The sequence below is a fragment of the Rhodoligotrophos defluvii genome, from assembly GCF_005281615.1.
Classification (GTDB): domain Bacteria; phylum Pseudomonadota; class Alphaproteobacteria; order Rhizobiales; family Im1; genus Rhodoligotrophos; species Rhodoligotrophos defluvii.
Genome location: NZ_SZZM01000001.1, coordinates 1,507,053 through 1,521,988 on the forward strand (window position 1 = coordinate 1,507,053; position 14,936 = coordinate 1,521,988).

General features: G+C 61.2%; 17 protein-coding genes. 2 read left to right on the top strand and 15 right to left on the bottom strand.

Features of this window, described 5'->3' with window-relative positions; translation table 11 throughout:
* Positions 1 to 85: 85 nt before the first annotated feature.
* The 10 genes from E4P09_RS07180 to dapA form a co-directional block, all read right to left on the bottom strand.
* A complete protein-coding gene (locus E4P09_RS07180) occupies positions 86 to 538 on the bottom strand; it encodes a PTS sugar transporter subunit IIA (RefSeq protein WP_137388824.1) in 453 nt (150 codons plus the stop codon).
* Positions 539 to 584: 46 nt separating this feature from the next.
* Positions 585 to 1,280 (bottom strand): response regulator transcription factor, encoded by a 696-nt coding sequence (locus E4P09_RS07185; RefSeq protein ID WP_137388825.1) that lies wholly within the window; start codon positions 1,278 to 1,280, stop codon positions 585 to 587.
* Positions 1,277 to 3,982 (bottom strand): sensor histidine kinase, encoded by a 2,706-nt coding sequence (locus E4P09_RS07190; protein WP_170984266.1) that lies wholly within the window; start codon positions 3,980 to 3,982, stop codon positions 1,277 to 1,279. Before E4P09_RS07190 ends, E4P09_RS07185 begins: the two co-directional genes overlap by 4 nt.
* A 58-nt stretch (positions 3,983 to 4,040) precedes the next feature.
* A complete protein-coding gene (kdpC, locus tag E4P09_RS07195) occupies positions 4,041 to 4,616 on the bottom strand; it encodes a potassium-transporting ATPase subunit KdpC (RefSeq protein WP_137388826.1) in 576 nt (191 codons plus the stop codon).
* A 75-nt stretch (positions 4,617 to 4,691) separates the two neighbouring features.
* Complete coding sequence (gene kdpB / locus E4P09_RS07200; protein WP_137388827.1) at positions 4,692 to 6,761, bottom strand: potassium-transporting ATPase subunit KdpB; 2,070 nt, start codon at positions 6,759 to 6,761, stop codon at positions 4,692 to 4,694.
* Between the two features lie 227 nt (positions 6,762 to 6,988).
* Entirely contained in the window at positions 6,989 to 8,686 is a 1,698-nt protein-coding gene (kdpA, locus tag E4P09_RS07205) for a potassium-transporting ATPase subunit KdpA (RefSeq protein WP_137388828.1), read from the bottom strand.
* Between the two features lie 30 nt (positions 8,687 to 8,716).
* Positions 8,717 to 8,806: a K(+)-transporting ATPase subunit F gene (gene kdpF, locus E4P09_RS07210; RefSeq protein WP_114076011.1), complete on the bottom strand. Its 90-nt coding sequence runs from the start codon at positions 8,804 to 8,806 to the stop codon at positions 8,717 to 8,719.
* Positions 8,807 to 9,282: 476 nt separating this feature from the next.
* On the bottom strand, positions 9,283 to 9,531 hold the full coding sequence (locus tag E4P09_RS07215) for a hypothetical protein (RefSeq protein ID WP_137388829.1): 249 nt from the start codon (positions 9,529 to 9,531) through the stop codon (positions 9,283 to 9,285).
* Positions 9,532 to 9,585: 54 nt separating this feature from the next.
* Positions 9,586 to 9,780 (bottom strand): hypothetical protein, encoded by a 195-nt coding sequence (locus E4P09_RS07220; RefSeq protein WP_137388830.1) that lies wholly within the window; start codon positions 9,778 to 9,780, stop codon positions 9,586 to 9,588.
* 182 nt (positions 9,781 to 9,962) lie between these two features.
* Positions 9,963 to 10,871 carry a 4-hydroxy-tetrahydrodipicolinate synthase gene (gene dapA / locus E4P09_RS07225; protein WP_211325915.1) on the bottom strand — a complete coding sequence of 303 codons (909 nt, stop codon included), beginning with the start codon at positions 10,869 to 10,871 and terminating at the stop codon, positions 9,963 to 9,965.
* Positions 10,872 to 11,110: 239 nt separating this feature from the next.
* Between dapA and E4P09_RS25875 the strand changes: the two genes are divergently transcribed.
* A complete protein-coding gene (locus E4P09_RS25875) occupies positions 11,111 to 11,506 on the top strand; it encodes a hypothetical protein (RefSeq protein ID WP_170984267.1) in 396 nt (131 codons plus the stop codon).
* A 24-nt stretch (positions 11,507 to 11,530) separates the two neighbouring features.
* Here the strand turns inward: E4P09_RS25875 and E4P09_RS25880 are convergent, their stop codons facing one another.
* From E4P09_RS25880 to E4P09_RS07240, 3 genes are all read right to left on the bottom strand, one after another.
* On the bottom strand, positions 11,531 to 11,680 hold the full coding sequence (locus E4P09_RS25880; RefSeq protein ID WP_170984268.1) for a hypothetical protein: 150 nt from the start codon (positions 11,678 to 11,680) through the stop codon (positions 11,531 to 11,533).
* Positions 11,677 to 11,979: a hypothetical protein gene (locus tag E4P09_RS07235; protein WP_137388831.1), complete on the bottom strand. Its 303-nt coding sequence runs from the start codon at positions 11,977 to 11,979 to the stop codon at positions 11,677 to 11,679. Before E4P09_RS07235 ends, E4P09_RS25880 begins: the two co-directional genes overlap by 4 nt.
* A 70-nt stretch (positions 11,980 to 12,049) precedes the next feature.
* Positions 12,050 to 13,195, bottom strand: a complete 1,146-nt coding sequence (locus E4P09_RS07240) for a porin (RefSeq protein WP_137388832.1) — start codon at positions 13,193 to 13,195, stop codon at positions 12,050 to 12,052.
* Positions 13,196 to 13,515: 320 nt separating this feature from the next.
* On the opposite strand from E4P09_RS07240, the gene E4P09_RS07245 reads away from it, so the two are divergent.
* Positions 13,516 to 14,292 carry a 2-keto-4-pentenoate hydratase gene (locus E4P09_RS07245; RefSeq protein WP_137388833.1) on the top strand — a complete coding sequence of 259 codons (777 nt, stop codon included), beginning with the start codon at positions 13,516 to 13,518 and terminating at the stop codon, positions 14,290 to 14,292.
* An 18-nt stretch (positions 14,293 to 14,310) separates the two neighbouring features.
* On the opposite strand, the gene E4P09_RS07250 is transcribed toward E4P09_RS07245, so the two are convergent.
* Both E4P09_RS07250 and E4P09_RS25885 read right to left on the bottom strand, forming a co-directional pair.
* The gene (locus E4P09_RS07250; protein ID WP_067179857.1) at positions 14,311 to 14,583 is read right to left on the bottom strand and encodes a hypothetical protein; all 273 of its coding nucleotides are present in this window, start codon (positions 14,581 to 14,583) and stop codon (positions 14,311 to 14,313) included.
* A 19-nt stretch (positions 14,584 to 14,602) separates the two neighbouring features.
* Entirely contained in the window at positions 14,603 to 14,764 is a 162-nt protein-coding gene (locus tag E4P09_RS25885) for a hypothetical protein (RefSeq protein WP_170984269.1), read from the bottom strand.
* Positions 14,765 to 14,936 lie beyond the last annotated feature (172 nt).

Here is a 14,936-nt window from a genome sequence, read left to right on the forward strand (position 1 = left end):
ACCGCCACGGTCAGTCCTGGCGTCGCCACACGGGGGAAGCCAGCGACCTCTACGACCGCCTGCCTATCCGGTCGTCGGATACTCCTCATACCGGCTGTTCCACCAGGATGGAGTAAGCGGCATGCGCCGACTTCGCGCCGCGCAGCATTTTCATGACCTGCTCATCGCGCATCCGGCGGGCGACCGCGGCGAGAATCTTCAGGTACTCGTTGCTGCCTTCGGGGGACGACAGCAGCAGAAAGACAACATCGACCGGAAGGTCGTCCACTGCCTCGAAATCAATGGGCTTCTTCAGCACCATCAGCGCGGCGAAGGATGTCTGAAGGCCGGGGACTGGTGCATGAGGCATGGCGACGCCATGGCCGATGCCAGTCGAACCCAGACGCTCGCGGCCCAGCAACGCCGTGTGGATCGCTTCTTCGGTCAGCCCCGTGCGGGCGGCCGCATGCGCGGCCAGCTTCTTGATCAGGACGGCTTTTGTCGAGATGGATAGATCAAGGATCACGTCCTCTGGTGCAATTGCAGATGACAGGTTCATAAGAGTACTCACGTTAAGTCGCCCGCCCGTGGACGAGCGCGCGCGGTCACTGCTCCGGCTCACGGAGGCGGTAACCGACACCTGTTTCAGTAAGGATATATTGCGGCTGATCGGGCGTGGCCTCGATCTTCTGCCGCAACTGGCGGACATAGACCCGCAGATACTGGACATCGGTCGAGCCGCCCCACACATGCTTGAGGATGTGCTGGTGCGTGATAACCTTGCCCGCGTGCTGCACGAGAACGCGCAGGATTTCGTATTCCTTGGGTGAGAGCTTCACCTCCTTGTCTGCGACCTTGACGATCCGTTTCACCAGGTCGACCGAGAGATCGCCGACCTGGAATATCGGACGCTCGCCCTGCTGCTGGAGCTTGTGCCTGAGCGCCACCCGAATGCGCGCCGCCAGCTCGCGCATCCCGAATGGTTTGGTGAGGTAATCGTCGGCTCCCAGTTCCAGCGCCTTGACGATGCCCGTTTCATCGGTCCGGCTGGAGAGGATGACGATCGGCAGTTCGACGAGCTCGGCCCGCCACCGTTCAAGCAGCTCATGGCCCGAGATATCGGGCAGCCCAAGATCGAGCAGAATGAGATCGGGCTTTTCCTCGGCGAGAAGCGCGACGGCCTCCTCGCCATTCGCGGCCTCGACCATGGCGTAGCCCTCGGCTGTCAGCCCGACACGCAGGAGCTTCCTGATCGGCGGTTCGTCATCGACGACGAGAATCTTGACTACGGACGTACTCATATCCTTCCTTCCAAAGTCGAGGGCTCCGGCCCGATCGGAAACCGCAGCGTGAAAATGGCGCCGGTTCTGTCGGCCCGGTTGGTCGCGAAAATCGTCCCGCCCATCGCCTCGACAAAACCCTTGCAGATCGACAGACCGAGCCCGGTCCCAGCCTGGACGTGGTCCTTCTTCCGGACGCGATAGAAACTGTCGAAAATCCTCGTCAGATCGTCGGGCGGAATGCCGGGACCTTCATCGACGATCTGCAAGACAACGTGGCTGTCTTCCGCCCATGCCCTGATCGAGATCAGCGAGCCCGTCGGCGCATATTTGCGAGCATTGTCGAGCAGATTGAACAGCACCTGCTCGAACAGGACCGGATCGAGGCGGACCATCGGCAGATCGGACGGCACCGCGAGGTCCAGCTTATGGAGAGCCAAAATCTTTTCGGCTCGGCGCAGGGCGCTGCCGACGCTGTCGCCGATGAACAGTGGTGTCAGCGACACCGCCGCAGCGCCGGATTCCAGCCGTGTCATGTCGAGAAGGTTCGCGATGAATCGATTGAGTCTCTCGGCCTCTTCGACAATCGTCGTCAGCAGCTCGACCCGACCGGAATCGGTCAGGGATGTCGAATAGTCTCTCAACGCTCCCGCCGACCCGAGAATTGACGCCAAAGGCGTCTTGAGGTCATGCGAAAGCGACGTCAGAAGCGCGGAGCGCAGCTTGTCCGCCTCGGCGGCCAGACGAGCATTGTCGACATCGGCGACCAGTTGGATACGCTCGATCGCCAGAGCAGCCTGGTCAGCGAGGGAATCGAAAAGCCGCTGTTCCGCAGGCGTCAGCACCGGCCCCTGCTTGTCATTGTCCAGACCGATGACGCCGACCCGTGTCCTCCCGGTCTTCAGGGGCAAGTAGAGGCGCTTCGCGCCCGGCAGCGTGTCCGCGCCACGCCCTGCAGGCTTGTCATGCTCCCAGGCCCACTGAGCCGCCGCAATGTCCGCATCGTCGAGCGTGTCATCGGGCGGGAAACCCGCCTGGACCGCGATGCGGCCGTTCTCCGGCAACAGAGCGACGACCCTGACCTGAAGCATGGAAGCGATCTGATAGACCGTCGCCCAGAGGACGTCGCCCAAGGTGCCGGCGCCCGCGAGCTTCTTGCTGAAGAGATAGAGGCCCTCGGTCGTTTTGGCCCGCTGGCGCGCCGTCACGGCTTGCCGTTGCACCCGTCCCGCCAGATTGCTGGCAATCACCGCGACGCCGAGAAAGAACGCGAAGGCGACGACGCTTTCGGGGTCGCCGATATCCAGGGTGTAGCGCGGTTCGAGGAAGAAGAAGTTGAAGACGAACGCGCTGACCACGGAGGCGAACAACGCCGGCCAAAGCCCGCCTCCCATCGCCGAGGCGAGCACGGCCATCAGGAAGACAAGGGCGATGTTGCGCACATCAAGAAAGCGCGAGAGCGCCGTTCCGATGCCCAGCGCCACGGCGACGTAAAGGGAACTCCAGAGATAATGGCCGAAGTCGAGCCGTCGTTTGGGCCGCGCGCTGAGCGTCGCTGGAGGTCGCGTTTCCTCACCGTTGCCCGGCGAGATGACGTGCACGCTCACGTCCGTCTTGGCGCGGATCAGGTCATGAGAAACGGAGCCCGCGAAAAGCTCCCGCCACCTGGGCGAGGTCGGCATGCCGACGATGACATGTGTGTAGTTGTTGGTCGACGCGTAGGTCAGAATCTCTTGCGCAACGTTCTCGCCGGGCAGGGTAACGGCCTCGGCGCCGAGTTGCTCGGCAAGACGCAGTGCGCTGGCGATCTTGTCCTTATTCTGCTCGGAGAGCCGGGCATCCTTGCTCGTCTCGACGTGAACCGCGGCCCATGGCGCACGAAGCCGGTCCGCCTGGCGGCGGCCATAGCGCACGAGCGCCATCGCTCCGGGCCGTTCGTTGATGCACACCAGGACGCGCTCACCGGCCGACCACGGCCCGGCGATCGCATGCGCCTGCATATGGGTGACCAACTGGTCATCGACCCGCTGCGCCGTGCGCCGCAGCGCCAACTCACGAAGGGCCGTCAGATTGCTTGGCGAGAAATAGTTCTGTGTCGCGCGCTTCGCGGTCTTGGGCAGATAGACCTTGCCCTCGTTCAACCGCTTGATCAGGTCGCCCGGCGTAATGTCGATGATCTCGATGTCGTCGGCGCGGTCTATGATCGAGTCCGGAACGGTCTCCCGCACCCGGATTCGTGTGATCTGCGCCACCACGTCGTTGAGGCTTTCGACATGCTGGATGTTAAGCGTGCTGTAGACGTCTATGCCGTTGGCCAGCAGTTCCTCGACATCGAGATAGCGCTTGGGATGGCGACTGCCAGGAGCGTTGGTGTGGGCGAGCTCGTCCACCAGGACCAGCGCCGGCTTGCGCGCGAGGATCGCGTCGATGTCCATTTCATCGAGCACATGCCCTCGATAGGGCACAGCGCGACGCGGAACGATCTCGAACCCGTCGACCAGAGCCTCGGTCTCGGCCCGCCCGTGGGTCTCGACCACCCCGATGACCACGTCGACGCCATCGGCCCGCTGAGCCCGGCCCGACATGAGCATCTCATACGTTTTGCCCACACCCGGCGCCGCCCCAAGAAAGATCTTGAGGTGGCCCCGCGTCTCCCGCTGCGCATTTTCCAGCAATGCATCAGGCGATGGCCGGCTCTGCTCTCGTATTGGGTGGTCAGACACTTAATTGACTCCGGATCAACGGTCAGGACGGCTATTATAGCCGCCCTGACGACTTCATTCAGCCTCTGCTGGCGTCGTCGAGCGCCAGGTTCAGCTTGAGAACGTTGACCACGGGCTCGCCCATGAAGCCGAGCATGCGCGGCTCGACATGCTGATCGACCAATGCGCGCACCACAGCCTCGTCGATACCGCGCGCTTTGGCGACACGACCCACCTGGAAGTAGGCGGCTTCGGGCGTGATGTGCGGGTCAAGTCCGCTGCCCGATGTCGTCACCAGATCCATCGGAACTGCCGCATCGCCACCGTTCGCCGCGCGCAGAGCCTCTGTATCGGCGGCGACGCGGTCGCGAAGCGCCTGGCTGGTAGGGCCAAGGTTGGAGCCACCCGAAGCGCCCGCGTCATAGCCGTCGGAGCCGGCCGCCGACGGGCGGGGGTGGAAGTAGCGCTCGCCGGTGAACCGCTGGCCGATCAGCTCGGAGCCGACGACCGTGCCGTTGCGCTCGATCAGGCTGCCATTAGCCTGGAAGGGAAGGATCGCCTGCGCGATCCCGGTGATACCGAGCGGATAGAGAAGCCCGGTGATGATGGTGAAGGCTACGATCATGAAAATCGCAGGTCGGATTTGCTTAAGCATCTTTGTTTGTCCCGAATGATCCGCCGCTGAACAACAGCAAGGACGCGGAATGATTTCGTGGTCGTCGGTCCCGCCTTAGGCGAGACCGACGGCGGTGATCGCCATGTCGATGAGTTTGATGCCGGCGAAGGGCACGAGAATACCGCCCAGGCCGTAGATCAGGAGGTTACGGGACAACAGCGAACCCGCTCCGATGGCGCGATACTTGACGCCTTTCAGCGACAGCGGGATCAGCGCCACGATGATGAGGGCGTTGAAGATGATCGCCGACAGGATCGCGCTCTCGGGCGAAGCGAGGCCCATGATGTTGAGCGCGCCGAGCTGCGGATAGAAGACGAGGAACATCGCCGGGATGATCGCGAAATACTTCGCGATATCGTTGGCGATCGAGAACGTCGTCAGCGCGCCGCGCGTCATCAGCAACTGCTTGCCGATTTCCACGATCTCGATCAGCTTGGTCGGGTCGCTGTCGAGATCCACCATGTTGCCGGCCTCGCGGGCGGCGACCGTGCCGGTGTTCATGGCGACGCCGACATCCGCCTGGGCGAGCGCCGGGGCGTCATTGGTGCCGTCACCACACATGGCGACCAGCTTGCCCTTGGCCTGCTCCTCACGGATCAGCGCCAGCTTGTTCTCCGGCGTCGCCTGCGCCAGGAAGTCATCGACGCCAGCTTCGGCGGCGATGGCCGCCGCGGTCATCGGGTTGTCGCCGGTGATCATCACCGTGCGGATACCCATGCGGCGCAGCTCGGCGAACCGTTCCTTGATGCCGCCCTTGACGATGTCCTTGAGGTAGATGACGCCGAGCAGGCGGCCATCCTTCACCACGGCGAGCGGCGTGCCGCCTGCCTTGGCGATCTGGTCGGCGATGCCCTGAAGCTCACGAACGCTTTCGGCGGACGCGCGCGGGCTGCCGGTCGCCACTGTTGCGAGATCCACGTGCTTCAGAACCGCATCGACCGCGCCCTTGCGGATGGTCGAACCATCCAGGTCGACGCCGCTCATCCGGGTCTGCGCCGTGAAGGGGACGAAGGTGGCGTTGAGGCTCGCCATGTCGCGCGCGCGGATGCCGTATTTTTCCTTGGCGAGCACTACGATCGAGCGGCCTTCGGGGGTCTCGTCGGCCAGCGAAGCAAGCTGCGCTGCATCGGCGAGTTCCTTTTCGGTGACGCCCCGGATCGGCCGGAACTCGCTCGCCTGACGGTTGCCGAGCGTGATCGTGCCGGTCTTGTCGAGCAGCAGCGTGTCGACGTCGCCAGCGGCTTCAACGGCACGGCCGGACATGGCCAGAACATTGAAGCGGACCAGCCGGTCCATACCGGCAATGCCGATGGCCGAGAGCAGTGCGCCAATGGTGGTCGGAATCAGCGTGACGAACAGGGCGACCAGAACGATGATGGGAACATACCCGCCCGCATAGGTCGCGAAGCTCGGAATGGTCACGACCGCCAGAACGAAGATCAGCGTCATGCCCGCAAGCAGGATATTGAGCGCGATTTCGTTCGGCGTTTTCTGGCGCTCGGCGCCTTCAACGAGAGCGATCATCTTGTCGATGAAAGTCGAGCCAGCCGCGGCCGTGATCCGGACCTTGATCCAGTCGGAGAGCACTTGCGTGCCGCCAGTGACGGCGGAGCGGTCGCCACCAGACTCGCGGATGACAGGGGCCGATTCGCCGGTGATAGCCGCTTCGTTCACCGACGCGACGCCCTCGATGACTTCGCCGTCAGAGGGGATGATGTCGCCGGGCTCGACGAGAACAACGTCACCAACCTTCAGCGTGGCCCCGGGCACCATTTTGTAGTCGGAGCCGCCGTTCGAAAGCAGCTTGGCCTGGGTCTCGCTGCGCGTGCGCCGAAGCGATTCCGCCTGCGCCTTGCCGCGCCCTTCGGCGACGGCTTCGGCAAAGTTGGCGAAAAGCACTGTGAACCAGAGCCACAGCACGATCTGCAGCGAGAAGCCGACATTTTCGGCCCCGGTCGCGATGTCCTTCAACAGCAGCACCGTCGTCAGCACCGAGACGACCGCGACGACGAACATTACGGGGTTTTTGGCGAGGCTCTTCGGATTCAGTTTCCGGAAGGCATCGCCAATGGCCGGTACAAGTATGCGAGCGTCCAGCATGCTCGCGGATTTGGACTGGTTCATAAGAAACTCCAGCGAGTTTGTTCTTGGGGGCCAACCACTCGGTCACGCCGCCGCGAGCAATTCAGTGATAAGTTTGGCGAGGAGCACCACGCCCCCCAAAGTCAGTGTCATGCCGAGAATGATCGTCGATGCCCTGGGCGGTCTGGCCGCCCCTCGCTTCTGAAACCAGGAGCGAGGGTTCACGACAAATCGGATCGATCTCAGCCATTTGGCCGTCATCGCGATCCTCAGAACGTCTGGCCCGCCAGCATGGCGAAGTGCTCGACGATCGGACCCAGCGCCAGGACCGGGAAGAACGTCAGGCCGCCGACGATCAGCGTCACGCCAACGACAAGGCCGATGAACAGCGGTCCCGTCGTGGGCAGTGTTCCCGTCGATGCCGGCACGCTCTTCTTGGCCGCGAGCGAGCCCGCGATCGCCAGGACCGGCACGATGAGCAGGAAGCGCCCCATCAGCATCGCGAGACCGATAGTAATGTTGTAGAAGGGCGTATTCGCGCTCAGACCGGCAAAGGCGCTGCCGTTGTTGTTGGCGCCGGACGTGAAGGCGTACAACACCTCGCTCAATCCATGCGGGCCAGCGTCCTGGATGCTGGACAAGCCAACAGGAAGAACGACGGCGATCGCGGTCAGGGCCAAGATGGCGAGCGACGGTCCAAGCATCGCGAGGATGCTCATCTTCACTTCCTTGGCCTCGATCTTCTTGCCGATATATTCCGGCGTGCGACCGACCATCAGACCGGCGATGAAGACGGCGAGGATCGCGAAGATCAAGGTGCCGTAGACACCGGCGCCGATGCCACCGAGCGGCGGGATCTGCATGTTGAACAGGGGCACAAGGCCGCCAAGCGGCATGAGGCTGTCATGCATAGTGTTGACGGCGCCCGTCGAGGCCGACGTCGTTACGACGGCGAAGAGCGAGGAAAGCGCAATGCCGAACCGCGTCTCCTTGCCTTCCATGTTGCCGCCCTCGAGGCCGAGCGCATGCAGGATGGGGTTGCCGGCAGCTTCCGCCCAATAGACGACGCCGATGCCCGCGACGACGATGGTGAGTATCGCGCCAAGCAGCGCCCAACCCTGCTTCTGGTTGCCGATCATGCGGCCGAACACATTCAGCATCGCAAAGGAGATCGAGTAGATCGCCAGAATGTGGATCAAGTTGGTCAGTGCCGTCGGATTCTCGAACGGATGGGAAGAGTTGGCGTTGAAGAAGCCGCCGCCATTGGTTCCCAGATGCTTGATGATCATCTGCGAAGCGACAGGGCCCTGCGCGATGGTCTGCTGCGCGCCTTCAACCGTCGTGGCGACGGTGTAGGGGTTCAGGTTCTGCGGAACGCCTTGCCACACCAGCACCAGGCTGCCGACGATGCAGATCGGCATCAGGATGTAGAGCGTCGCCCGCGTCAGATCGACCCAGAAATTGCCGACGGTCTTGGCGGACGCGCGAGAGAAGCCGCGAATGATCGCCATGGCCCCGGCCACGCCCACAGCCGCCGACACGAAGTTCTGCACCGTGATGCCGGCCATCTGTGTCAGATAGCTCATGGTGGTTTCGCCGCCATAGCCCTGCCAGTTGGTGTTGGTCATGAAGCTGACCGCCGTGTTGAACGACGAATCCGCGCTTACAGCACCCATTCCGGCCGGGTTGAAGGGCAAACCGCCCTGGATGCGCTGCAAGAGATAAAGCAGTGCGAAACCGGCCAGGTTGAACAGCAGCATGGCGCCCAGGTAGGTCGTCCAGTGCTGCTCTTCCTTCTCACTGGTTCCGGCCATGCCATAGAGGCCGCGTTCCACGGGTCCCAGAACCGGCGAAAGGAAGGTCCTCTCGCCGTTCATGACACGCGTGATGTAGCCGCCGAGCGGCTTCACCAGCGCGATGACGATCCCGAGAAAGACTAGGATCTGTATCCATCCATTTATGGTCATCGGTCGTTTCTTTCCGAGCTGTTGCCTTGATCAGAACCGCTCGGGACGAGCGAGGGCGTAAAGCAGGTAGCCGGTGATAAACACCGCGACTGCTGCCCCAAGGAAATATTCCAAGATCATGTTGCCGCCTCCTGGGTCAGAGCTTTTCGCAAAGCTTGATGTATCCAAACATCAAGGCGAAGAATCCGAACCCTATCGCTAGTACAAGAACATCCATTGCTTTCGCCTCCGGCGCCGCTGTTGGTACAAATGGCCGCCCAGGATGGATCGTCCTGACCGGTCACAGGTTGAATTCTTCCAGCGCGCCCTTGCGTACGCACGGGTGCCGGAGGAGGAATTTGACGGAAATATGGACGCGAACCGCATATAGGTTCGAGAGAGAACGGGGCCTCAAAAAATAGGAATCCAATAGTTATTTTGGCGGCGCGCATAAAAATTCCATAGGAATTTCTGCCAAACCGCCCATTGGCAAGCAAAAAGCCCACCGACTCGGTAGAGGCGGCAGGCTTTGCTTATGTCAACGAGAAGAGTTACTTCTCCATCTCACTCGTCACGGTAACGTCAGCGAGCGTGAGCGAGTCATCGATAGCAACCGGCTAGGCGGCGGCCCGGCGTCCAAACAGCGGGTCAAGGCTCAGGCGCTGGCTTTCGGCCATGCAGATCACAGCCCCTGTCGCGTTATTGGTTTCCTGACGGGCGAAGTGAATCGCCGCATCCTTGCTGACAAAGCAGCCGCCGACGAGGTTACGCTCATCGCGGACGGTCCAGCATCCTCGGTTGTCCTGGCCGACGAAAAAATGATTTAGAGGTTGGGGAGGCTCTTTCGGCTGAATGGCGCTTGCCATGGAAGATGATCCTGATTGTTCGTTGAAGAGTGAGCTGTGGACGTCGTTGGCGCGCTAGCCGGCCAACGCGGTGACTGTGGCGACAGCCGCAATCACGAGGGCCATCACGACTCCGAGCCGCAGGAACATTCCAACGTCGGCCATCGGCTCATCCGAGCGCACGGCAACCTTGGCTTCGCCATCCGTCCGCCCAGGGTTGGCCTTGTTCTGTTGTTGCATCGCATAGAAATAGTATCCGAGAGGGTGCATTGAAGAGATCCTTTCTCAGTATCGGCAGGCCATTCCACTCGTCGAGTCAAATGATGCCTTTTGCCGATACATTGAATTTAAAGATGTCGGGATTTGTTCTCCATTTCACGGATAGCCGGATTTCATAGTATTTTCATTGGAGAACACAGCAGCATCATGCTGTTCTTATAAGGGCGATCCGATCAGGCCGAGAGGGGGACGAGAGACCTCTCGGCGACCAAAGACGTATCGATCTCCAAGGAGTCGATCTCCGCCACGGCAGCGCGTATTCTTGCTGCGGTGCCTTCAGTGACCTCGACCAGCGGAAGGCGGACGGCGGGCGAGTATCCGCGCGCGCAATGCAACGCGAACTTGACCGGGCATGGGTTGCTTTCAAGCTCCAGCGCCTCGATCAGCGGGAAAAGATGGGCGTTGATGCGCCGAGCTTCCAGATAGGCACTCTTCCGCACCGCGCCGATCATCGCCGCTGTCAGCATCGGGGCGACGTTCGACACGACCGAAATGGCGCCGTCGCCGCCAGTCGCCATGAAAGCCAGCATGGATCGGTCATGGCCGGAAAGCTGCGTGAAACGATCGCCGAATCGGACGGCCATCGTGCTAGCCCGCGTCGGATCTCCGCTTGCGTCCTTGACGCCGACAAGACCGGGCAGGTGCGCAAGGCGGTCGAGCGTTTCGATCCTGATATCGACGGCCGTCCGGGAAGGCACGTTATAGATGATGATCGGCAGCTCGGCAGCTTGCGCGACGCTCTCGAAATGCCGGAACAGGCCCTCTTGACTCGGCCGACTATAGTAAGGCGTGACGACCAAAGCACCATCCGCGCCAAGGCGAGCCGCCTCGCGGGTCAACTCCACGGTACGCCGGGTGTCGTTGGTGCCCGAGCCGGCGATCACCGGCACACGGCCATTGGAGACCTCGACGCACAAGCGGATCACCGCCGCCCATTCCGGATGAGACAGGGTCGGCGCCTCGCCCGTAGTGCCGCAGGCGACAAGCCCCTGTACGCCCTGGTCGATCTGCCAGTTGGCGAGTTCCGCCAAGGCGTCGAAAGCGATAGCCTCACCCCTGTACGGGGTGACAAGTGCGGTCATCAGACCGCCGAATAACGGAGGGTCGCCACTGGGTTTCATGCTGCCTCTTCTCCACGTTTCGAGAGTTCTTTTGGTCGGCGCTGGCGACGATCGAGGGAGCCCAGCAGTGCGATCAGCATGGCAGCGGCCAGATCGTCGTGTCGGCCCACGCACCTGCGCAAATTGCCTCGATCGCTCCACGCCACGCGACAACGCCAACGATCTCCCGAGCGGCCCATCGACCAAGGATGCCGCGTTGGTTGCAGATGCGCTCCGAGTTCGAGAACCGCTTCAAGCAAGGCATTTGCTTCGAGCAGATCACGGAGCCGGCGGTGCCGTCGAAACTGCGACTGATCTTCGCGCTCCTCGATAATCCTCACAGCCAGCCAGATGTGGTGCTCCTTGAGGACCCGAGCCATCTCCAACTGCGTCCTCAGGCCTGGCAGCGCAGCCAGACGGCTTTCACCGATACCCGGCCTTGGATCGTCGGCTTGGAGATCTGGAGCCGCAGGGCGTGTCATGCCGCTCTCAGAAAAACTATGGCGACGACCTGCACCGCGGCACAGCTCGCAGCAAACATCAGAAGCAGGTATTCCGATCTACGGCGTCGCTCGCGTTTGCTGAACCTCGGTTTCGGTCGTGGCAACCTGGGGTGAGCAGGACGGCCCGAAAATCTGCATTCAGCCGCCATTTCTGAGCACCAGGTAGATGCTGGGGCCTGCGGCAGCAAGAACAGCGCAACCGGCGATCACCACGAGAGCGATGATCTCCACGGCGCAGCGGAAGACGTGTCGGGAGACTTGGCGCTTGCTTGGTACAGCCCGGCTCAATTTTCGCCCTCGCTCCCCATCTGACGCGGCTCGCGCCGCCGACTGAGGTTCATCATCTCCAGGCAGAAGCGACCGTCTGTCAGTTGAAGATAGAGGCGGTAGCAGCCGTAGCTCTCGCCTATCAGCCTTGCCGCACCGACCGCATCATTGCGCGTCGGGTGGCACCATTCGGAGTCTTCACCTTCAAGATGCACAGTCCAGCGATCATCATAGTTCCGATAGACCCAGAGAACGGGCAGGACCGGATACAAAGTCGCTGTGGCTTGAGGAGCCTCCAATTTCGATATGATCTGTTCCAAACACATGTTTCACCTAAGCTCGCAGTGCGTTTGCGGAGCCGGTGGCTCCGCATTTCCGGCTGCGCCCGTCCTAGAAAAGCACCCCGGCCTCAAACATCCCGCGTACCTGGTCGCGCTTGTCGAAGTTGGAGCCAAAGCCGTAGCCTTCGGTGACCCGATCGATGCGGGTGTACGAAAGCTCGGTACGCGCGAAGAAGATCCCGCGCTGGTAGGTCGGCGTCACCGTCAGCGACCACGCCCTGCTTTTCGGCCCGTAGAGCAGATTGGTGGGGGCGCAGTCTGCGGCGACGCCGCAATCTCCTCCGCTTGAAGCGATGTACTCGGCACGTCCAGCGATCGAGAAATTCTCATTGATGGCATATCGAGCCAGCAGCGCTCCGCCGAATGTTTCGGCGGAGCGCTCAATCCCGATGTCCCTGTTCGAGCGGACCGTTGTGTATTGCAGGTAGGGCTGGAGCGTCAGCGGGCCGTCGACATAGGTGTAGATCACATTGAAGATGCTACTGTTGTTCTGCGCCAGAGGCGTCGCCGCGCCGGTCTTGCCGGACTCTGCAAAATTACCCGCGGCGACCAGCGTGATCGTGCTCGACGGCGTCGCCGCATAAGACAACAGACCGGATACCCAGTTGTAATCCCCTGAGTAGAAACCATCATTGACCGACACCGAAGCGTTGACCGGCCCATTGCTATAGTTCACCTGCACACCGCGGCTGATCGCCGGCTCCTGGTTCCAGAGCAGGCCGCGCGCGATATTCATATTTTGGAAGGTGAAGGTCGATTCCGCGCCGATCAACGTCGGCAGTAAACCCGCCTGCACTGAGATATTCGGCGACAGCTCGAGCTTGCCATAAGCAACCGGCACCGCCCCGTACAACTGATCGGTGACGTCGGTTGCGCGGTTATAGGCCGAGCCCAAAGAAGGCAGCGAGTAGACACCGCCCTGGACGAAGAACGTCAAGGGCGCCCCGGTTGTCTGCACCTGAATTTGGGCATTGCCGATATCGACGAGGGGATCTGTCGTTCGAGGATCGACTCCGGGAATGCCGTTCGTCTGCGCATTGCCGATGCCTGTGAGCTGGCCGGTGATATGAAACCGGCCAAACACGCCCGCATCCGTACTCATCGGATCGGGGTTCGGGCGCAGAGGACCACCAAAGCTCGGCGCGCTCAGGGGTTCCGCCGCTGCCTGGCCAAGACCCATCATCGAACCGGCCATGATCGCGACCGCGCCAACTGCGCTCCGGCAAAGCGTCCGCCGACGCCCAGACCCCGGTCTTGTTGGACGACCGGCCTCGGCTGTGGCCGTTGCGGCGGGTGCGAGGGACGGTTTAAGCGGCTTCATACCTTCAGATCCTTCCGGTTTGGTGGGACCCTCAAGCTAAATAGAGCCGCATATTATTTCGACGGGAGCTCAGCCGCGCTGCGATAGTATTTTCATAAGAAAAAGCCCTGACAAAAATATGCGTACTCATATAGTCGGATTTTTATTTGACTGATCACGACTTTGCGCTCTCTCTCGCGCGGGAGTGTGCTTCTATGATTGACCAGAATCTCGACTATCTCGCTAACTTGCTTTGCCAAAACCGTCGGCAGGGAATTACCTCAGATATCCCGTTCGATCTGCTTCGAAGCGAGGATGACGCCTGGGCGGTGCAGTCAGCAGCAATCTCGGCCTTCGCCAATGACGCGGTAGGATACGCCCTCATAGGGACTTGCCCGGCCATTCGCGGCTCGCTTGGCCTTGCCAGTCCGATCTACTGCCCGATTCCTGTGGGAACAGTGCTTCAGGACTCCCACGGGCCGTTCCGGATTCCCCAGGGTTTCATCGGGGCACAATGCGAAATCGTCTTTACGATAGGAGGTCCCCTGGGGGCGGACCATTGGCCCATCACTCGCGATCAATTTTGCAAGGCGATCCTGAGCTACCAACCGGCTATCGGTCTTGTCGGGCGACGTGGTCACCTGACTGGGCAACCGCACCTGGCCGCCATCGCTGACTATGCGTTCCATGTTTCGACGATCGTTGACAAATATCATGAGCCAACAAGCCTGGAGGCCATCGACAGGATCGACATGCGAGCGTCGATCAATAACGTTCCGGCGTTTCAGTCGGCATCGGGAGAGGGGCTGGTTGATCCGATAAACTCTGCGCTCTGGCTCGTGAATGACCTGATCGCCAGAGGCAATTATCTCAGCGCCGGCGATATCGTAGCTACCGGATCGATCATCCCGATGCTGCTGCAAATCCTTCCTGGTCAGGAACTGAAGGTCGAGTTGTCAGGCGTTGGTGACGCATCCGCACGGTTTCTTTGAACCAAAAGAAGCAGCCGATCAGACGGCCAACTGATGGCCACTGAAAATGTATAGACCCAACGCCGTCGCTGCCAACCATAGGGCTTCATCCCAATAGGTGAAGCTGGTCTTGCCGAATCGTTCGCCGCGATGAACTGCGTAAGCGACGGCCATTACGCCGTATATGCCGGTCCACAGCGCGAATGTGGCAAGGAAGTTCTCGCTCTTCAAAATGTAGGCGATTGCCGCAGCGACGACCAGCTTGATGCCATAGCGCCCAATATGCTCTCGCGACTGCTCGTCTAACCGCATAACACGCCTGGATCGTTCGTTAGTTCAGGCCGAAGACGAGAGACAGCCGGTAGCCGACATACCCAACGCCGATCGCGGTAATCGCCAGGACAAGCAGCAAGCCAAGCCCGCCGTTCCCCGGCTCTTTCTGAGGGCGCGGCGCCTCGTTCTGATTCTTCCGGACCCTATCATTTCCAGCCATTTGCGATGAGCGCTCCCTCAGCGCTCCAGTGCGCAGCTCTTTCTAGGATGCTGCTGCATAGGAATTCGAGAGGGACGGTCCGCAAGCTGCATAAGCGGATTTTATTTCGGAGCTTGATGTGCGTTGCTAGGTGAACTGCATCACGGGGTCAGGATCGAAAACCTTACTCCCC